Here is a 21,519-nt window from a genome sequence, read left to right on the forward strand (position 1 = left end):
AACCTCCCGATTCACGTTGCTGCGTGACTCCGGAGGTTTTTGGCATTTACTGTTGAAGCTGGCGCAGTACAGTGATTTCGACACGGCGGTTTTTTTGCCGTCCAGCCTCGGTCTTATTGTCACCAACCGGTCGGGTATCCGCATAACCCGCATACTGGAATCCAGAGGGTGACAGATGTTCTCTGTCCAGAAAGAATCGGAGTACAGATAACGCGCGTGCGCCGGAAAGCTCCCAGTTGTCCTTATAGATCGATGAGCTTGAGGTGCCAGTGAAAGGAATGTTGTCCGTATGTCCCTCAATACTGATAGGTGTTTTTAAGTCCCTGAACAGACTGGCCAACTTGGATAGCGTATTGGCAGAGCCCTGCTTGAGTGCAGCCCTGCCTTGATCGAATAAAAAGCGGTCATTCAGCGTAATGACAATACCCCGCGGTTGATCTGACACGAAAATCTGGTTTTCCAGCTTGTTGTCCGAAATATATTCTTGAATGACACCCATTAGATTTTGCAGTTCATTTTCCTGCTTACGAAAGGCCTGTTCACGTTCGGTTAGCTTAGTCGATCCCGCTTCTTTTTTATCGGATGCCGGTTGCTTGGTCGCAGGCGGATTCTTACTGGTGTAGCGATCCGCCGAACCCGTGATGCCCGAGCCTTGCTCCAGAATAGAATCACCCTTGTGGAATGTATCCTGGAGGGATTGAACAACGATATCGTATTTTTTGGCATCCAGGCTGCTCATGGCGTACATTACAACGAAAAAAATGAGCAGCAGGGTGATTAGATCAGCATAGGTAATCATCCAGCGGTCACGATGGTCTCCGCCCTCCTTACGCCCACGGCGCTTAGCGCGCGTTCTCATGGAAGGAGTCCTCCTTTGGAGCGGTGATCTCTACGCGTGAGCGCCGTGGTGGTTTGCGATCCTGATTTTGTTCTGAGCGGATAAAGAAATCCAGCTTTTTGCGTACTAGCTTCGGATTCTCACCGTTCTGGATAGCCAGAATACCTTGCAGCAGCAAGTCCATTATAGCGACCTCTGATTCACTGCATGCCCTTATTTTAGAAGCGATGGGCAAGAAGATCAGATTGGCGCTGGCTACGCCGTATAGTGTTGCGATAAACGCGACAGCAATGGACGGTCCGAGCGCAGTAGGCTCGGTCAGACTGCCCAGTACATGGATCAGACCCATTACCGTACCGATAATTCCCATCGTAGGGGCATAGCCGCCTGCGGAATCGAATATTTTGGCATATCCTTCATGCTTTTGTTCAATGGTATCTAACTCAAGCTCTAGAATCTGTTTGATCTGCTCCTGCTCGGTGCCGTCGATGACCAGTTGAAGACCTTCACGCAAAAAAGCATTCGGATGCTCCGAGGAAATACGCTCTAGCGCAAGTACACCGGATCGGCGGGAGGTGGAAGCCATAGAAACCAAATCTTCTATATATTGCTCGGTAGGGTTTTCCTCACGGCTAAACGCCATCCGAAGCGCAGTGGGGATGGTCTTCAGCTTGGAGGCGGGGTAGCTAATAACGACTGCGGCGAAGGTTCCACCAAATACAATCAGAGCCGATGTACCTTGGAGCAGTCCTGAAAATTGGCCACCCTCCCATAAGAAGCCACCGATTAATGATATGATTCCTGCGATGATGCCCAATACGATGGTGATATCCAAAATATAATTCACTCCTATTCAAGACTTATCGTTTGCATCCACAGTAAGAAAGAGGTATAATACGGGAACAAACATTCTTATCTAACCATATTTCCCAAGTACCATTGCTCGGGAAATATCGACATAGAGTTACAGGTAAAGACGTTCCAGCTCGACTGGTGTAGTAACATGATGTTTCCATTTTAGACGATAAGGGTGATGCAGGGCAATGAGTGATATCGTTGTTAGCAACAAGACTTTTGAAATTGAGTCGGAATTCCAACCTCAAGGCGATCAGCCTCAGGCCATTTTTGAACTGGTAGAAGGGATCGCAGAAGGAAAGAAGCATCAAACGTTGTTGGGTGCTACGGGAACGGGTAAGACATTTACCATCGCGCAAACCATCGCCAAGCTGAATCGGCCTACGCTGATTATTGCGCATAATAAGACGTTGGCTGCCCAACTGGCAAGCGAATTTAAAGAGTTTTTTCCAAACAACTCCGTTGATTATTTTGTCAGCTACTATGATTACTATCAACCGGAAGCGTACATTCCGTCTTCTGATACGTATATTGAGAAGGATTCCAGCATTAATGAGGAGATTGATAAACTTCGCCACTCGGCCACAAGCTCTCTGTTTGAGCGTCGTGATGTTATTATCGTAGCGAGTGTTTCCTGCATTTATGGTTTGGGTTCGCCGAAAGAATATTCAAGCCTGCTGCTCTCGCTTAGAGTCGGTATGGAGAAACCCCGCAATCAGATTTTGTCCCGTTTGGTAGATATTCAATATCAGCGGAACGATATCAACTTCGTGCGGGGTACTTTCCGTGTACGTGGAGATGTGGTTGAAATATTCCCGGCTTCTCAAGGGGAACATGCCATACGGGTAGAGCTGTTTGGGGATGAGATAGAACGGATTACCGAGATTGATGTGCTTACGGGTGAATTGATCGGTGAGCGTGAGCATGTAGCTATTTTCCCGGCATCTCACTTCGTTACCCATGAGGATACGATGAGGGTGGCGCTGGTCAACATTGAGCGTGAGCTTGAAGAGCGACTGGCGGTGCTGAAGGAACAAGGGAAGCTGCTTGAGGCCCAGCGTTTGGAACAACGTACTCGTTATGATATCGAGATGATGAAAGAGGTCGGTTTTTGTTCCGGGATCGAGAACTACTCGGGTCCACTGACATTCCGCGAGCGGGGAGCGACACCGTATACGTTGATGGATTATTTTCCGGATGATATGCTGATCGTCATTGACGAATCCCATGTTACGCTGCCGCAAATTCGGGCTATGTATAATGGTGACCAGGCGCGCAAGAATGTGCTGGTGGAGCATGGTTTCCGTCTGCCGTCCGCGCTGGATAACCGTCCGTTGAAATTTGAAGAGTTCGAAGACAAGGTGAACCAGATCATCTACGTATCGGCTACTCCAGGTCCCTATGAGCTGGAGAAATGCGATACAATGGTGCAGCAAATTATTCGTCCAACCGGGCTTCTTGATCCCATTATTGAGGTGCGTCCGAGCAAGGGTCAGATTGACGATCTCATTAATGAGATACGACTTCGCATAGACCGTGAAGAACGGGTACTGGTCACCACACTCACGAAGAAGATGTCGGAAGATTTGACAGACTATTTAAAAGAAGTAGGCATCAAGGTCCGATATATGCATTCTGAGATCAAGACACTGGAGCGGATGGCTATTTTGCGGGATCTGCGTCTGGGCACTTTTGATGTGCTGATCGGGATCAACCTGCTGCGGGAAGGCCTGGATTTACCGGAAGTATCTCTGGTTGCCATTTTGGATGCGGACAAAGAAGGCTTCCTGCGTTCTGAACGGTCTCTGATTCAGACGATTGGACGGGCAGCACGGAATAGCGATGGTCGTGTTATTATGTACGGTGATAAGATTACCGAATCCATGGATAAAGCGATCAAAGAAACGGAACGCCGCCGTGCGATTCAAATTCAGTATAATGAAGAGCATGGGATTACCCCTCAAACGATCCGTAAAAAGATTCGGGATGTCATTGAAGCAACCAAGGCTACAGAGGCAAAGAATGATTACCTTCCTAGTGAGACGGGTAAACTTTCCAAGAAGGAGCGTCAATCGCTTATTCAGCGCCTGGAAGCAGAAATGAAGGATGCGGCCAAGAATCTACAGTTCGAGCGGGCCGCCGAGTTGCGTGACGCTTTGCTGGAGCTGCGGGCTGATTAAGCATGTAGTATAAGAATAAGCTGGAAGCGCAGGCACATTGAAAATGAAATGTTTGCACGTTTTAACAATAGTGAGGGCGGCCCATGTGGTCGTTCTCTTTGCGATATATCACCTGCGTCAATAATCCAATGGAATATAGCATGACTTGAACTACAGCTAAGGAGATGAAACATTTGGCGAATGAAAGCATCATCATCAAAGGCGCACGGGCGCATAATCTCAAAAATATCGACGTGACGATTCCTCGTGACAAATTTGTCGTTCTGACGGGGCTTAGTGGTTCAGGTAAGTCGTCACTGGCTTTCGATACGATTTATGCGGAAGGACAACGGCGATATGTGGAATCTCTATCTGCGTATGCGCGTCAGTTCCTCGGACAGATGGAGAAGCCGGATGTCGACTCGATTGACGGTCTGTCTCCTGCGATCTCTATTGACCAGAAAACCACCAACCGGAATCCGCGTTCGACCGTTGGTACGGTTACAGAAATTTATGATTATTTGCGGTTATTGTTTGCCCGAGTCGGCCACCCTCATTGCCCTGAACATGGCATTGAGATCACATCCCAGACCGTTGAGCAGATGGTGGATCGCATCATGCAGTATCCTGAAAAGACACGGCTGCAAATTTTAGCTCCATTGGTATCGGGACGTAAAGGCGAGCATAAAACACTATTTGCGGATATAGCCAAGCAGGGCTTTGTACGGGTACGTGTCAATGGAGAATTGCGCGAGCTGTCGGAAAAGATTGAGCTGGAGAAGAATAAGAAGCATTCGATTGAAGTGGTCGTAGACCGGATCGTAGTCAAGGAAGATGTGCGTACGCGTCTATCCGACTCGATTGAGACGGCTCTAAAACTGTCAGGCGGCCAGTTGCTCGTGGACAATATGGGGCAAGAAGAGCTGCGGTTTAGCTCTAATTTTGCGTGCCCGATTTGCGGTTTCAGTATAGATGAGCTGACCCCGCGGATGTTCTCCTTTAATAATCCGTTTGGTGCTTGCCCGGATTGTGACGGACTGGGTGCTAAAATGGTGGTGGACCCAGATTTGCTTATTCCCGACTCTCAAAAAAGTGTGGAGGATGGAGCATTTCAGGCATGGAGTGGTGGAACTTCCACTTATTATCCGCAATTTTTACAGTCGGTATGCGAGCATTACGGTATTCCACAGGATGTTCCTGTTAGCCAATTGACCACGGAGCAAATGAACATCATTTTACACGGGACGGCTGACGAGAAGATTCGGTTCCGTTACGAAAATGATTTTGGTCAACGCAAGGAAGCCTATGTGACCTTTGAGGGAATCATTCCGAATCTGGAGCGTCGTTATCGTGACACAGCTTCTGATGGTATCCGTGAATTTATTGAAGGCTTTATGAGCGCCAAACCATGTAACACCTGTAAGGGACACCGTCTGAAGAAAGAGAGCCTCGCGGTAACCATTCAGCAGCACAATATCGCCTATGTGACTGATTTGTCCATCGCTGAAGCGGCTCACTTTTTCCAAACGCTGGAGCTGAGTGAGAAGGAGAAGTCGATTGCCAATCTCATTTTAAAAGAAATTAATAGCCGCTTGGGCTTTCTGGTCAATGTCGGTCTGGAATATTTGACATTAAGCCGTGCAGCAGGGACGTTGTCCGGTGGTGAGGCACAGCGTATTCGGCTGGCGACACAGATCGGGTCCAGTCTAATGGGTGTACTCTATATTTTGGACGAGCCTAGTATCGGATTGCACCAGCGAGATAATGACCGCCTGATTAGTGCTTTGGAGCATATGCGGAATCTCGGAAATACGTTGATTGTGGTGGAGCATGACGAAGATACCATGATGGCAGCAGATTATATTATTGATATTGGGCCGGGAGCAGGAATCCATGGCGGGATGATCATGTCACAGGGGACCCCGCAGGAAGTTATGGAGGACCCAAACTCTTTGACAGGACAATATTTGAGTGGCCGCAAGTTCATTCCGGTCAATACCGAACGACGCAAGCCTACGGATAAGTGGCTGGAGGTTCGCGGGGCCAAGGAGAATAATCTCAAAAATTTGAATGTTAAAATCCCGTTAGGTGTGTTCACGGCTGTTACTGGCGTATCCGGTTCCGGGAAGTCAACGCTGGTCAACGAAATCCTATACAAAACGCTGGCGCGTGATTTGAACCGGGCGAGAGTTCGTCCGGGGCAGCATAAGGAGATTCGCGGGCTTGAAAATATTGATAAAGTCGTAGAGATTGATCAGTCTCCAATCGGCCGTACGCCTCGTTCAAATCCTGCGACCTACACCGGAGTATTTGATGATATTCGTGATCTATTTTCCAAAACAAATGAGGCAAAGGTCCGAGGCTACCAAAAAGGTCGTTTTAGCTTTAACATCAAGGGTGGTCGCTGTGAAGCTTGTAAAGGCGACGGCATCATCAAGATTGAGATGCATTTTCTGCCAGATGTATATGTCCCATGTGAAGTCTGCAAGGGCAAACGCTATAATCGGGAGACCCTTGAGGTTAAGTACAAAGGCAAAAGTATTGCTGATGTACTGGAGATGACGGTAGAGGATGCGACAGAGTTTTTTGAAAATATCCCCAAGATCCATCGCAAGATTCAGACACTGATGGACGTAGGTTTGGGGTATGTCAAGCTGGGTCAGCCTGCGACTACCTTATCCGGGGGTGAAGCTCAGCGTGTGAAGCTCGCTTCTGAACTGTATCGTCGCAGCACAGGCAAAACAATTTATATTCTGGACGAGCCGACCACCGGCCTGCACGTTCACGATATTGACCGATTACTAATGGTACTGCATCGTTTGGTTGATTCAGGAGAGACGGTTTTGGTTATTGAGCATAATCTGGATGTAATTAAAACAGCCGATTATTTGATTGATCTGGGACCAGAAGGTGGAAGCGGCGGTGGAACGATCCTGGCTACAGGAACACCGGAACAGCTCGTGAAAGTTGAAGAATCGTACACAGGCCGATATTTAAAACCAATCCTTGAACGGGATACACAGCGCAGCCAAGCGCTTCAGGCGGTTGATCTATAGATAGCGTTTATTGACTTAAAGATAGCCTCTTTGTACGTTTTGGAAGCCCTGCACAGGTATGAAGGCGGAATACGAATTTACGTATCTATGCCTTTTTCTTGGCAGGGCTTTATTATTTTTGAAAAAAAGAAAACTTTTATCAAATCTTGCGTTAAAGCATGTGACACATAGTTTTCCAAGAACTGAAATAATAAATCTATAGCTGTATTCATCGTCAGAAAGTTCTGAGTAGTCTCTCTATTGTAGAGTTGCGGATGTTGAGGCTCGGACTTGAAGAGATAAATATATAACTCATAAGTAATTGGCATCATACGAAGCTCCGTGCCCACGTGACAACCATTCCAAGTTGAAGCGTCTGTAGTTTGATCACATCAAGGGTTTATATAACATCTCTGAGGTAAAGTCATGAAGGGAGCTGTAACGTTTTGAAGATGGTACCAAACAGGGTTTTACGTACACGAGTATATTCATGGGCAGCGGGAATTGTTTTGGCGGCATGTGCGATGGGCTATAGTGCTCCACCATCCTATGCATCAGAGGTGTCTCAGGCACTTGTGACCAAGCAAGCCGAGATTGAAACCAGTGCGGCGATTGGAAGCATTAAGGATGTAGAAAACGCCCACGATTATATCCAGCCCGCGATGAATGGCGGTTTTTTAATCCTGAATATCGAGGACGATACAGAGGCAAGCGTAGTGCATGTTACATATGGCAAGCTGGACAGCTCTCTGGAGAGCGTATGGTGGCACCAGCAGGATTTGAGCATGCAACCGGGATCGAGCAGCAGGGGGGTGCAGCGGGAAACGTCAGATGGTGGCATGCTGTTTCTGACTGACTATACAAAACCGAACGGCGTACAAGATTTGCAGGCGATACGTTTGGATAACGACGGCAATGCCGTGTGGTCCAAAACGTTACAAACGGATGGCTTGATATCCCATGGACCAAATACTCGGATAGGCTTTGAACCGCTTGCGGATGGAGGGTTTTTGGTCTCCTCTCTTAACGGTGCGGAGCAGACTTTCACTGTATTCAAGTATACAGAAGATGGCGATATTCAATGGAATCGAACGACGAACGGGGTGAACTCGGGTTGGCTGGTCGGCAGCCACGGTGGGTATTATGCGCTTATGAACAGCTCAGATGGCCCGGTAGGGGTGCAAGTAGATGTATATGGTCGCGATATTCGCAATATCCAGTTGGATTTGGGCCCGGGCAAGGACATTGCTGAAGTACGTGAGCTGTCTAATGGTCATATTGCTGTAACTGGATTTAATGGAAACAGCAAGCGCACACAGGTTTTAAGTAATGATCTGCAATTGTTTGGCAATACAGAGGACTATCCGTCTGACCGGGTGTACCTGCCTGAAGAACAACTGTACGTTCAGTTTAGCGATCAATATGACCCACTGGGAAAAACCACGAAGATGCATGGAATCACCATCACAGGCTTGGAAGGAAACGGAACGAAGGAATGGGAAACTACGACTCATTATAAGGAAGACAATTCCTTTGGTATCCGATATGATACGGGTTTGATATATAAAATACCATCAGGCTACGCGGTGGTAACATCTACAACTGGTGTCCAGAAACCAACAGTGCTCGATTTTGCGAAAATATTGATACCGGAGTAATCCGGTGTCTTTTTTGTGAAACGCTGAGGATGATCTGTATAGCTGTGTGATCATAAAAAAACAGCCTGCTTGTATATGAAATACAAACAGGCTGGTATTGGATGCGGTATCTAGGATGCAACAATGCTGGACTGTAAAATAGCAGACAGCTTTTCCTGGAAAGTCGGAACACCTACACGCTGTACATACGCGAAAAAGCTTTCGCCAGGGGTCCGGTTTTCTTTGTAAAACAGAATGAGTTCTGCCAGGACAGGTCCGACCTGATCTCCGCGTACGCGACCCTTGAGCGCTTTGTTGAACTGGGCATCGGGTCCGAGTGCTCCACCGATAGCGATATCGAAAGCGTCGACCATGCCTTCGGGTGTTTTAATGAGCGAGCCTTGCAAGCCGATGTCTGCAACATGCTTTTGACCGCAGGAATTTGGGCAGCCGATAAAATGAATTCGCACTTTTTCATCTAAATCGACGTGCTGATCCAAATACTTGGCTACATCGACCGCCCGCTTTTTGGTTTCCACAATCGCCAGATTGCAGAATTCATTCCCTGTGCACGATACCGTACGGCTCATGAAATGCTTGGGCTGTGGTGTCAGGCGCTGCAACACAGGAGCTTCCAGTAATTCTTCCACTTGGTCGTCCGGCACGCCACTCAGCAATATATTTTGCGACATGGTGGTACGAATCTGTCCATCACCATAGCGATCAGCCAGTTCAGCCAGTTCATGCAGCTCGTTGGCGCTCAGACGACCGACAGGCACGTTCAGACCGACGTAATTCAGGCCCTCCTGGGCTTGAGGATGTACACCGTCAAAATAGGCGGCCTGCCAGCCAATTGTTTTGTCCTCGCCTCGTCCTGGCATTTCGCCAATATACTCAGTGAGTTTAGCCAAAAACTTTTCCGTGCCCCAATCGGCGACGAGGAATTTCAGGCGGGCATGGTGCCGTTTTTCCCGATAGCCGTAGTCACGGAAAATGGTTGTGACTGCAATAGCAACCTTCAGTACTTCCTCGGGACGAACAAACAGATCCAGTGACTGTGCCAAGTGTGGCTTGGCGGATAAACCTCCACCGACCATCACGTGGAAGCCGACCACTTCTTTTCCGTCAATGGTCTTGGTGGCTGGCGTGAAGGACAAGTCGTTAATTTCAGCCTGTGCGTTGTTGTACGTATTGCCGGAGATGGACATTTTGAACTTGCGCGGCAGATTGGAGAAGTCTCGATTCAATAAGAAAAAACGGTTTACCTCGTCGACAATCTCTCTGGTATCCACCAATTCGTTGGGGTCAATGCCAGCCAGCGGGTTCCCGACAATCGTACGCGGGCAGTCTCCGCAGGCTTCAAAGGAATATAAATCGACTTCTTCCAGTCGCTTGAAAATATCGGGCAAGTTTTCAACCGTCAGCCAGTGAAATTGAATCGCCTGACGAGTGGTGACATCCACAAGACCGCGTCCGTACAGCGTGGATATGTCGGCCAATGCATGTGCCTGTGCTGAGGTCATGATACCTGTGTTAATGCGGACACGCATCATGAAATGACCGTCCTTGGGCTTTTGCTGATAGACACCAGCCCATTTGAAACGGTCCATGTCGTCTGCGGAAATCGAGTCATAGCCTTCGTTTGCATAGCTTTCGATAATGGTGCGTATAACGTCGAGCCCGTCTTTTTCCAGCTTGACCAGCTCAAATTTGTTTAGCTTATCTGGATGAGCAGTCCAGATTGGTTCGTAGGCCATCCTGTTAACCTCCTTTATTTTATTTCCGATAATAAAACTAAGATATAATGTGATGGTATCATAATTGGTTGTGCCCGTAAACGAAGGAATGGTCCAAACGGTATAACGATTATTTATCGTTTTTGCTTATTTTTTTGATATAAGGATTTGGTAAATTTATAATATAAATAGTATGAGAGGACAGATAAGTGGCAAGCGGTACTATTTTAGAAAAAGATAGGGCTTAAAGCGATTGTATGCATGTCCCCTCTATGGTAGATTTGGACTATCTGATAGAAGAGGGTCATGTAAGAGAGGAAATGGTGAGTGTATGCGTAAGATGGGGAAAAGAGCGGCTGTGCTGGCTTTGGGCAGCGCTTTGTGTGTTTCTGGAACAGCAGGTGCAGCCGGCAGTGGAGCTGCTTTGAAGGCCAAAGTCATTAATGGCGGGGTCTATGTCAACGTAAGCGATATGAATAAAGCATTGGGAACCAGCGGCGCATATAACAGCGCGAATGGTACATATACGTTATCAGCCGATCGTGTGCCGCAGGTCATTAAAAATGTATCTCCTTCTGTGGTCGGTATCATCGGCCGTTCTGCCACAGGAGAAACAGTAGCAGGTGGAGATCGGTACAATCTGGCTCACGGCACGGGCGTCATTATTCGGACAGATGGGTGGATCGTCACGAATGCACATGTTATCGAAGGATTAGGTGATGCTGTAGTTGTAACTTCGGACGGAAAATCGTATGGAATTACCGACAGCTACAGCGATCCGGTCAGTGATTTGGCATTAGTCAAAATCAAGGCAAGCGGACTCAAGCCCGCTACTTTGGCAGCCTCCACGAACAGTCTGCAGGTGGGTGAGCAGGTGGTCGCTATCGGTACGCCTATTTCGTTCTCACTTCGTAATTCGGCAACCTCGGGTGTTGTTAGTGGACTGAACCGTGGTGTCAACGCTGCTTATCGTCTGATCCAAAGTGATACAGCGATAAATCCCGGTAACAGCGGCGGTCCGCTGGTCAATCTCAAGGGCGAGGTCATCGGGATCAATACGATGAAATTCTCGGCGGTTGGCATTGAAAATATGGGCTTTTCAATTCCATCGGATACGGTAAAGTACGTCATCGGCCAATTTTTCAAATACGGCGAGGTTCGGCGTGCCAGTCTTGGCTTGGGCCTGGAAGAGAGCTGGTCAGCTATCGTCGGATTGCCTACCGAGGACCCTCTGAAAGTCACGAAAATTACTTCGGCGAACGCCGTTCAGGCCAAAATCAAGGAAGGCGATGAGCTATACAGTATTAACGGCAAGCGTGTAGCTTCCGCAATCGACGTCAATGAGTTGCTTAAAAGCTATCAGCCGGGTCAAACGGTGAGTGTACTTATGCAGTCGGACGGTGATATTGTGAAGCGCAAGCTGGTATTGACACAGGATAATGGTGAAATCTATGATTCCATTCAGTCGGGAGAGGATCTTGAAGGTTCAAATGAATCGGATTCTGTCGAAGATGGCAGCATAGCGCCTTCCAAGGAAGCATCAGAGTCGGCTCAAGAGGCTGCTGTTGCTGGAAAATGAATAAAAACGGATCTTGAATCTATCAAATATAGCTAAAGGGAGATTACTGTGAAGCATATGCAAAGAAAAATGATGCGTAAGCTGGGGGTCGGCGCTGTCGCATTGTCCCTTCTGCTTTCCGCTTTGCCGGCAGCTGCGGCAGATAGTGATAAAGCCATATTGGAGCTGCGCCTGCAAAGCGGCAGCAATACAGCCATCGTGAACGGTCAGAATGCGAATATTACGAAGCCATACTCAAAGAGTGGGGCGCTAATGGTTCCAGCCGGTGTGTTTAAAAAGGCATTTAACAGCAAAATTCGGCTGGCTGAAGATAATGTAGTCAAAATCAGCAGCGGGTCTCGCTTTGTATCGCTGACCATTGGCAGCCGCACCGCCTGGGTGAGAGGTCACAAGGTGACTCTTCCAGCTCCGCCAGAAATGTCTTCAGGCATCCTTATGGTGCCCTTGCGTCAAATAGCGGAAGGGCTTGGCGGCAAGCTGGAAAAGAGTGGTGCAGTTATCATAGTTCGGATGGAAGCACAAGAAGAAGCAGGTACGGTAGCCGAAGAGACGCCGAACATTGATAATGATGAGGGCAAGACGCAGATCGGGAACAGTTACTACGAATGGTCTATGAACTATCCTACAGGACTCGTCATTGGTCAGGGAGGTGGAGATGAGAGCATTTCCACTTTTATGGACGAAAATAGCGCGTATTATATGGAAGTCCATACAGCATCCCAGCCGGTTCCACTGAATGCGGATGATCTGTTACAACAATTGGTGCAGAATGCCAAGGAAACGGGAGAGACTGTCATAGATCGGAAATCCTTCCCGAAAGCGAAGGTGCCTTATGCTCGTGTCATTACGAAGGATGCGGATGGCGTATTGTGGGAAAATCGTCAATATTATGATAACGGACGACTGTATGTAATTTATTTTTCCGATGCCAAAGCCACGAACTATAAAGATCTGGCCCAATATGCGGGATTGTTAAATTCCTTCAAAACCTCCTTTAATACGCAGGATAAGAGCATCAAAGACCTGTCCACCGTCGTTGGAGGCACACGCGAGGCCGGAAATCCAGATTACGGTGTGTCACTTAGCATACCCGCGGGCTGGAATATGGATGATCAGCGAATGCAATACGAAAGCAATGATGGCTCAAGCTTCCACATAAAAGTAACCTCTGCCCCAGCGGATGGGACGTTGGAGAATTGGAGTCAACAGCTGCAAAAATGGCTGAGTGATTCATTTGTGTCTACAGCCTACGAGGCACAGAAGACATATCCAATGAAGGTCGCAGGTGTTCAAGGGCTGGTTCAGGAGTACCGTTATAATTTTGGCGATGGATGGGTTAAGGAATATAATGTGCTGATTCAGCAAAGTGGATACCGCTACTTGGCAGAATATGCGGTACCGGAAAAAGTAAGCAAAGGGAATGACCAGTTCAACGCACTTATTTCCTCGCTTCAAATTGATTTCCAAACCGTAGCGAGCAACTTCGGACAGTTGGAAGAAGATGACTATCTGGCGGATAAAACGAAAACGATCAAAAAAACATCCAAAGCCTATGAATATACGGTCAATATTCCACGGTACTGGACTGCGGTTAGCGACCAATTTGAATTAGGCGATGTGGAATACAAGTTTACTGGCGGTCGTTTTTCCATCAAAATCGACAATGACCAATCATTTGAGTTAACAGTGTCCCAGCTCAAGGACTTTTATGATAAACAAGGTAAAAACTATAAAAACCTCAAGGTTGAGGAGGTTAAGGACGTGACATTCGCTGGTGTTCCGGCAGTGTCCTTTGCATTCCACCGTGTGGAAGAAGGGATCGGTTATACGGGCCACCAAATTGTTCTGGAGCATAATGGAAAAACATACACCGTGACAACAACGTTGAATGACGCGAACAACACGGCTGTCCAGTCTAACGCACTGGATTCAACGCTGAATTCATTTATGTTTGTGAAGTAGAGAAAAGATTAGGCAGTTTGTGGGGAGAGCGCTGCGCGTGCCATTTGATCCTGCGATCGTTGTTGACCCGGGATTCTTGGATTGTATAAGTGATTTATATGTAAGAATCCCAGGTCAAAGGCGAACGCTGACGCTTCTCCGGATTCAAATGGCCCGCTTCGCTGGTGCCCGCCAGCAGACCGCCAATCTTTTTAAAGAGTGAGGTAAGCAGGGAAGATCAAAGGCTGCACGTTTTACTAGGTTGCCTATCCTACCTAATTTTCCTTTTTTTAAGAAGCAGTCTGAGCAGCGATATTTACTTCGCTCTTTCTAGTTTGATATGACTCACCTCCAAAGCACCGCTCGACGGATATGGAGGTGTTTTTTTTATTTTTAGTATGATATTTTTGAAGGAATCGCTTGGAAAGTGTAGAAGATGGGGGCGCAGTCTGGTACACTAGATTAGTTACAAGATAAGAATGATTATGCCGCAGATGTTTGTGATGCGGATTTTTTGAGTTGGATGCAATTCATGCGAGGAACCGATGGTTCAGAAGGTGAATGATCGGGCAGGATGATAGAAACAGATAGGATGCAAACAAGCAGCATAGCTGCCCTGAAAAACGATGAGCCAATGGGTGATCATTCGTTTTCAGCATATAGGGAGGACAATAATGAAATCAGCAGTACGAAGAGAAGATGTCGAGCTTCTGGCACCAGCAGGTGACTGGGATTGTATGCGTGCGGCGGTAGCGAATGGAGCCGATGCAATCTTTTTCGGAGTCGAAAAGTTTAATGCACGGGCACGGGCGAACAATTTCCGCATGGAGGAACTGCCTGAAATTATGGCGTTTTTGCATAGCTACGGGGTTAAGGGTTTTTTGACATTCAATATATTGGTATTTGAAAATGAGCTGGAGGACGCTAAGGAGCTGGTTGATGCCTGCATTGATGCCGGAGTCGATGCCCTGATTGTTCAGGATATGGGCTTGGTGAAAATGATCCGTGATATATCACCGGATTTTCCGATCCATGGCTCTACCCAAATGACGATTACTTCGCCGGAGGCCGTAGAGTTCACGAAGCCGTACAACATGGAACGGGTCGTGCTTGGTCGCGAAAATAATCTGAAACAGATTCAAAAAATTGGCGATCAGGCGAGACTTCCGATGGAAGTATTTGTACATGGCGCGTTATGCGTATCTTATTCAGGCCAATGTCTGACTTCAGAAATGTGGGGCGGACGCTCTGCTAACCGTGGTGAGTGTGCACAGGCATGTCGTTTGCCTTACGATCTGATGGTGGATGGGGAGCAAAAGCCGATGGCCGATGTGACATACCTGTTGTCCCCTAAGGATTTGGCGGCCATTGATTTGATGCCTGAGCTGATCGACGCAGGTGTGGTTTCCTTTAAAATCGAAGGGCGATTGAAAACGCCTGAATATGTAGCAAATGTGGTCAGCAAATATCGCAAGGCCATTGATAAGTATTTTGATGGCGATACGTCCAAGACGAGCAAAGAAGATATCCGTGAGCTGCAGCAGAGCTTTTCACGTGGCTTTACGCACGGTTTTCTGGAAGGAACGAATAACAAAAAACTGGTTGACGGTACGTTCCCGAAAAGCCGGGGCGTGTATCTGGGCCGGGTGGAACAAATTCTTCGTGATGGTGTAGTCTGCCGTATTGATGCACCGCTGAAGCGTGGCGACGGTATTGTATTCGATGCGGGCGATCCTACGCAAAAAGAAGAGGGCGGACGCGTATACGATATCCGCCGCAAGGGCGTGAAAATTGAAGGCGAAGCCGGAGAAGGCTGGATCATCGACATCATAGCGGGACGCAACGATGTGGACCTGCGCCGTGTACATGTGGGCGACCGCATTTGGAAGACCAACGACCCGGCGCTGGACAAGCGTCTGCGCCAGTCGTACGAAACGGATAAGCCGTACCGCGTCTTCCCGATACATGTGCGTGTCAGCGGCTCTCCAGGGCAGCCGCTGTCGACCTGGTGGACCGACGTGCAGAAGGGCACAACGGTCCGCGTGGACTCCGAGCTGGAACTTGAAATCGCCCAGAAGCGTCCGATGACGCACGAGCTGCTCGAAGAGCAGTTCGGTCGACTGGGCGGAACGGTGTTCCAGCTGGAAGAGCTGGACGTCCATCTACATGGGGACGTCATCGTGCCGATGCGCGAGCTGAACAGCATTCGCCGCCAGGCGGTAGAGCTGCTCGCGGGCGAGCGCCCCAAACCGCCCGTGTACACGAAGCGGGCGGTGGAGGTGTATGGCGATGCATCCGTTCCGGCATCGCCTGTGGTGCGCGGTCAGGCGGAGCTGACCGCGTTGTGCCGCAGCCTCCCGCAGGTTGAGGCTGCGCTGGAGGCCGGCGTGGAGTTCATCTACGCCGACTTCGAGTTCATCAAGCAATTCCCGGCAGCTGTAGAGGCCGTACACGGCGCAGGACGCCGAATTGCGCTGGTGACCCCGCGTATTCACATGCCGGGTGAAAACGGCTATCACAACAACATCCTGCGCTTGAAGCCGGATGCTGTGTTGGTACGCAATCCGGGTGCGCTGTATTTCTACATGCGTCATCGCTTGGAGAACCCGGACGCACATCATCCGCAGCTGATTGGCGACTTCTCGCTTAACGTTGCCAACCATAAGGCGGCCGATCTGTTCCTTGATTCCGGCTGCGACCTCGTTACGCCGTCGTATGATCTGAACATCCAACAGATGGTCGATATGCTTAGACGTACACGTACCGACAAGCTGGAAATCGTAATCCAGCAGCATATGCCGATGTTCCATACCGAACACTGCGTATACTGTACCTTCATGAGTGAAGGCACAGATTACACCAACTGTGGTCGCCCTTGTGAGGATCATCGTGTCTCCCTGCGTGATCGTATTGGTATGTCTCATCCAGTCCGCGTGGACGAAGGCTGCCGCAATACGGTATACAATGCTATTGAGCAATCCGGGGCCGAGTACCTGTCCAACTTTATGGAGCTGGGTGTGTCTCGTTACCGTGTAGAATTTTTGGAAGAGACACCGGAGCAAGTACATGAGGTTATTGACCTCTATAACCGTGCCCTGCGCGGAGAAATCAGCGGTACGCAGGTTTGGAAGACTCTCAAAGCGACGAATCAGCTGGGTGTTACACGTGGGCAGCTGGTGAAGTAAATAATTGTATATTTATGCTGGAGCAAGAAAGATCATAGAAGCATAATATAATCATATAGCAAGCTAGAGATTGGAAGACATGTTCTCGTCGAGGGATGATGTCTTCTTCTTTAACCTATCAAATTCATCTATCTTCCTGTTATAATCATAGACAGTATTCCTATTCGTTATATTGAAGACAAAGGAGCTTAACCTATGAAAATCCGTAAAGCGATTGTTCCTGCTGCGGGACTGGGAACCCGATTCCTTCCTGCTACGAAGGCGATGCCTAAAGAGATGCTTCCGATCATAGACAAACCGACGATTCAATATATTATTGAAGAGGCTGTAGCATCTGGTATTGAGGATATCATTATCGTTACTGGTAAAGGCAAAAGAGCAATTGAGGATCATTTTGACTACTCATTTGAGCTAGAATATAATCTTACTTCGAAAGAAAAATGGAATCTGCTTAATGAAGTGCGCAAACCATCAGAAATGGCAGATATTCACTATATTCGTCAAAAGGAGCCTAAAGGTTTGGGGCATGCTATCTGGTGTGCACGTAAGTTTATTGGTGATGAGCCTTTTGCCGTGCTTTTGGGTGATGATATCGTCGAATCCGATAATCCATGTCTCAAACAGATGATTGATGTTTTTGATGAGTATCAGCGTTCGGTTGTAGGTGTAAAGCAAGTAGATTGGAACGAGGTACATCGTTACGGGATTGTTGAAGGTCATGCACTCACCAGTAAAATCTCGGAAGCGGAACGTCTGGTAGAAAAACCGAAGAAGGAAGAAGCAACCTCCAACTTGGCGATCATGGGACGTTATATCTTGACACCTGATATTTTTGATATTCTTGGTCAGCAATCTGTTGGCGTTGGCGGGGAAATTCAACTGACGGATGCATTGTCCAAACTTGGAGAAAAGAGTCCGATTCTGGCCTACGAATTTGACGGCAATCGCCATGACGTTGGCGAGAAGCTGGGCTTCATCGAAACAACCATTCATTATGCCCTGCAGCATAACGAAATTAAAGATGAAGTACTGGCTTATATGAGACAGGTTATAGAAGAGATTGATCAACAAAAGCAGGCAAAGTTGCAATAGCCTACCATGCTTAATATAAAAATAGACTGCCAGATGATGTGATATCATGGCAGTCTATTTTTATATACCTATCTCTCCGATTTCAGTTGAGCAATTTGCTCCTTCTCCATCGGATCGGCTTTAATCAGCTTATCGTACAATGCTTTGTCATCCTGCCCCTGCTTTTGCAGAGCGACAATATAATAACGAGCTACCTCACGATTCGTGGAATCACTCAGATCGTCCTTCAAGCCGTTTTTCAGAATGCTCGCAGCCTCGGCATACTTACCCGTGACGAATTGAATCTTACCGGCATTCAATGCAATCGATGGTGTGATCTCCCAAGGGCGGCCAGTAAACTGAGTAGGAGGCAATGTTTTTAAATGCGCCATACCATCTAGAATGCGTTGATAGGCACTCATCCCAGCATCAAAATATTTTTTTTCATTAGCTGTGTCATTGGCCAATCGAGCTTTATTGCCAAACTCAAACGCTTGCGTAATCAACAAATTGTGCCAATCCAGATCCCAGTTGAAGTTAGTACGGTTATTTTCCAAAATAGCAAATGCCTTATCATTGTTCCCTTTGGCTTGCTCCAGTCGCATTTTGATGATCAGCATATTTTTATTATACGGCTCTGCCTGCAGCCCCAGATCAACAACGGCAAGGCCGCCAGTATAAAACTCTTCGCGTTTGGTCTGCTGATATACCTGGTAGTACATGTGGCTCAACCCTACAATGGAATCAATATGAGTTGGGCGCAGATTCAAGTCTTTATTGTAAGCAGCTTGTCTTTGTTCAAAGGAATTGCTGCTTTCCAGCGCTTTAGCTTCCAAGGAAGCATTGTTGGCTTGTACAAAGCGCAGCCCCACAAACAAAAGCACAATACTGAGAATACCAATAACGATACTGTAAATCGGACGGAAGCCTTCAGGCTTCATCGCCAAGCGTTTTACAGGATGTGCATCCATTGCTGCAGCCATACCCCCGAGTCCAATAAACACGAGTATGCCCATGAATACATAACTCATATTAAAGTCCAATAGACTATGGAGCAAAATGGACATCGCCAAGATCAGGTAAAGAAAGTGGCTATCCCGATTTTCCTCATCGCTCTTGATGTAACCTTTAATGTATTTATAGAAAATATAAAGGATAAACGCCATGAAAATAATGAATCCAAGAATACCGACCTCTACCAAATACTGCATGAAAAAGTTATGTGCCTGTGCGCTTGTATAGCCATAGTCTTGATATTTTTCATACAGCGCAGCCCAACCGCCGCCACCTGCGCCAATCAACGGATAATCGGCAATTAGCTTCGAAGCATCACGATAAAAAGTTATACGTTCCAGCACACTATGCTGTTGGAAGTTGATATTTTCCAGGCGCGTCTCCACGTTAGCTGGCAGGAAACTTCGTAGTCCTGTGCCAATGAGCAGGAACGCAACAACACCAATCACGACCACAGAGCCAACAGGCAGCCACAGATTAGAGAGTTTACGTGAAGCTAGACTTTGCATCCCTTTTTCCAAACGAGATCCCAGAGAGGCTTGTATAAGCCATAGAACAACTGCAGTCACCAAGGAAGCGCCAATAAGTAGTCCCCAGCCTTTAGCCGCCTCAGTGCCATTATAGGTCTGATTCAGTTGCAATCCCCAATTTGTTATAGGACTCAAAATAACAAGTGAAACGACACCCGCAATTGCACAATGTAGTATCCACAAAATTTGACGTGCAGGTTTAAAAAATAAAAGTAGTAGTACAAATACTACGGGCAGCATCACAAGACCACCACGCGAAAGAGTCAGGAACAGTGATACCAGAATAGGCACCAGCATAAAGGCGTGAGTCACTTTTCCATACCACGTCTTTGACTTCATTAGGCAAAAAACGGCTGCGAACAAAAACGCCATCAAAAATGCTGCATACGTATTTGCGTACTGAAAGACGGATGTCAGACGTATACCATTGGAGTCCGTCATGACGGCACTAATGTATTGATTGTTAAATACCCTGGACGAGAACCAACTCACCAAGCGCCCAGCCAAGACCCATTGCCCGAACCAGTTAATGAACCCGAAGCCTATAATAAGGTAGGCAACGGTCATAATTGTGGTTTGAATGATCCGGTTGCTCAACCGATCCCGCAAGGCGTACAATGTAATGATGAATAATGAGGCATAGATGCACTGCACTACGACCATGTTCATTGCGAGATAATGAGAAGCAGCGGAAATCATCGAGAGCACGTATGTCAGCGGGAGCAGCATAACAAGCACCGCCAGCCAGTCTCTTTGATCTTCCAATTTGAATTTCTTATAATAGGTTACGATTCCCAAGATCAATAGAATCGTGCTGATGATTAAAGCCCAATACAGAGGCTTTTCAAAGTCGAACATTTGCCCATTAAAAAGTGCAGCCTGGAAGGGGGCCCAAGCTAAAAACAAAATCATGCCAACAATTAACACCCAAAATATAGCCGCCCTTTTATCGCCACGGGTCGACGTTTGGGCTTGTTTCCCGTATACTGGATTCGACAAGGTTTACAATCTCCTTTTCTTGTAGATACGTCAATATTTTAGCACAGGGGCTTCATACTATCCACTCGTGTATTGAATAGGGTTCTAAGCAAAATACTGATTATTATGCAGTTCGACATTTTAAATGTAAGTGGGGAAGTGCCATATGTGGGCAGAATTTATTAAGACGCAAAAGCTAATTATTAGCTTAGCAAAAAGTGATTTCAAAAAGAGATATATGGGTTCTTATCTTGGAACGGTGTGGGCCTTTATACAGCCCTTAGTTACTATTCTTCTGTTCTGGTTTGTTTTCCAGGTGGGATTCAGGTCTACACCGATTGATGACGCTCCGTTTATTTTGTGGCTTATATGTGCCATGATTCCATGGAACTTTTTTACCGAGGCCTGGCAGACGTCAACCACGTCTGTATTGGATAATAATTTTTTGGTTAAAAAGGTGGTTTTTAAACTTGAAATATTACCAATTATAAGGATTTACTCCTCTTTATTTGTACATCTGTTTTTTTTAGTTTTTCTCGTTATCATGTTTACGGTGTATAAATATGATTTTACGGTATATTACTTCCAAATTTTTTATTATTTGATAGCTACTTTTTTGTTGGTAGTTGGACTATCGTGGATTACGAGTTCGATTTTGTTATTCTTTAAAGACACATCTCAGATTGTCGCTTTACTGGTACAGTTTGGATTTTGGCTTACTCCTATTATGTACCCACTTAAAATGATTCCAGAAAAGTACAGCTTCTTATTTAAGGCAAACCCTATGTACTATATAACGGATGGTTATCGGAGAATATTTATTTATCGGCAGTGGTTTTGGCAAGATATGAAGTTAACTATCTATTTTTGGGTGGTTACCCTCGCTATGCTTATTGTAGGTTACTTTTTATATCGTAAGTTAAAACCTCATTTTGCAGATGTCATATAAGGAGTAATATCG

General features: G+C 47.0%; 12 protein-coding genes. 8 read left to right on the forward strand and 4 right to left on the reverse strand.

Annotated elements, in window-relative coordinates:
• Nucleotides 1-46 precede the first annotated feature (46 nt).
• On the reverse strand, nucleotides 47-859 hold the full coding sequence (locus L693_RS0123520) for a flagellar motor protein MotB (protein ID WP_025720472.1): 813 nt from the start codon (nucleotides 857-859) through the stop codon (nucleotides 47-49).
• On the reverse strand, nucleotides 843-1,673 hold the full coding sequence (locus L693_RS0123525) for a flagellar motor protein (RefSeq protein ID WP_025720473.1): 831 nt from the start codon (nucleotides 1,671-1,673) through the stop codon (nucleotides 843-845). Before L693_RS0123525 ends, L693_RS0123520 begins: the two co-directional genes overlap by 17 nt.
• A 208-nt stretch (nucleotides 1,674-1,881) precedes the next feature.
• Here L693_RS0123525 and uvrB point away from each other — a divergent pair, with 208 nt between their 5' ends.
• The 3 genes from uvrB (at nucleotide 1,882) to L693_RS0123545 (ending at nucleotide 8,545) form a co-directional block, all read left to right on the forward strand.
• Nucleotides 1,882-3,873: an excinuclease ABC subunit UvrB gene (gene uvrB, locus L693_RS0123530; protein ID WP_025720474.1), complete on the forward strand. Its 1,992-nt coding sequence runs from the start codon at nucleotides 1,882-1,884 to the stop codon at nucleotides 3,871-3,873.
• Nucleotides 3,874-4,046: 173 nt separating this feature from the next.
• Nucleotides 4,047-6,908 carry an excinuclease ABC subunit UvrA gene (uvrA, locus tag L693_RS0123535; protein ID WP_025720476.1) on the forward strand — a complete coding sequence of 954 codons (2,862 nt, stop codon included), beginning with the start codon at nucleotides 4,047-4,049 and terminating at the stop codon, nucleotides 6,906-6,908.
• Nucleotides 6,909-7,339: 431 nt separating this feature from the next.
• Nucleotides 7,340-8,545 carry a hypothetical protein gene (locus tag L693_RS0123545; protein ID WP_231503742.1) on the forward strand — a complete coding sequence of 402 codons (1,206 nt, stop codon included), beginning with the start codon at nucleotides 7,340-7,342 and terminating at the stop codon, nucleotides 8,543-8,545.
• A 110-nt stretch (nucleotides 8,546-8,655) separates the two neighbouring features.
• Here the strand turns inward: L693_RS0123545 and L693_RS0123550 are convergent, their stop codons facing one another.
• Complete coding sequence (locus L693_RS0123550; RefSeq protein ID WP_025720482.1) at nucleotides 8,656-10,281, reverse strand: nitrite/sulfite reductase; 1,626 nt, start codon at nucleotides 10,279-10,281, stop codon at nucleotides 8,656-8,658.
• A 310-nt stretch (nucleotides 10,282-10,591) separates the two neighbouring features.
• Between L693_RS0123550 and L693_RS0123555 the strand changes: the two genes are divergently transcribed.
• The 4 genes from L693_RS0123555 (at nucleotide 10,592) to galU (ending at nucleotide 18,057) form a co-directional block, all read left to right on the forward strand.
• Entirely contained in the window at nucleotides 10,592-11,839 is a 1,248-nt protein-coding gene (locus L693_RS0123555) for a S1C family serine protease (RefSeq protein ID WP_025720484.1), read from the forward strand.
• Nucleotides 11,840-11,887: 48 nt separating this feature from the next.
• Complete coding sequence (locus L693_RS0123560; protein WP_025720486.1) at nucleotides 11,888-13,801, forward strand: stalk domain-containing protein; 1,914 nt, start codon at nucleotides 11,888-11,890, stop codon at nucleotides 13,799-13,801.
• A 653-nt stretch (nucleotides 13,802-14,454) separates the two neighbouring features.
• On the forward strand, nucleotides 14,455-16,965 hold the full coding sequence (locus L693_RS0123570; protein WP_025720488.1) for a U32 family peptidase: 2,511 nt from the start codon (nucleotides 14,455-14,457) through the stop codon (nucleotides 16,963-16,965).
• Nucleotides 16,966-17,160: 195 nt separating this feature from the next.
• Complete coding sequence (gene galU / locus L693_RS0123575; RefSeq protein ID WP_025720490.1) at nucleotides 17,161-18,057, forward strand: UTP--glucose-1-phosphate uridylyltransferase GalU; 897 nt, start codon at nucleotides 17,161-17,163, stop codon at nucleotides 18,055-18,057.
• Between the two features lie 68 nt (nucleotides 18,058-18,125).
• Here galU and L693_RS0123580 read toward each other — a convergent pair whose 3' ends face one another.
• On the reverse strand, nucleotides 18,126-20,579 hold the full coding sequence (locus tag L693_RS0123580; protein ID WP_025720492.1) for an O-antigen ligase family protein: 2,454 nt from the start codon (nucleotides 20,577-20,579) through the stop codon (nucleotides 18,126-18,128).
• Nucleotides 20,580-20,724: 145 nt separating this feature from the next.
• Between L693_RS0123580 and L693_RS0123585 the strand changes: the two genes are divergently transcribed.
• Nucleotides 20,725-21,507 carry an ABC transporter permease gene (locus L693_RS0123585; protein WP_049825260.1) on the forward strand — a complete coding sequence of 261 codons (783 nt, stop codon included), beginning with the start codon at nucleotides 20,725-20,727 and terminating at the stop codon, nucleotides 21,505-21,507.
• Nucleotides 21,508-21,519: the final 12 nt, after the last annotated feature.

Origin of the sequence: Paenibacillus sp. 1-18, from assembly GCF_000520755.1 — a bacterium.
Taxonomy (GTDB): domain Bacteria; phylum Bacillota; class Bacilli; order Paenibacillales; family Paenibacillaceae; genus Paenibacillus; species Paenibacillus brasilensis.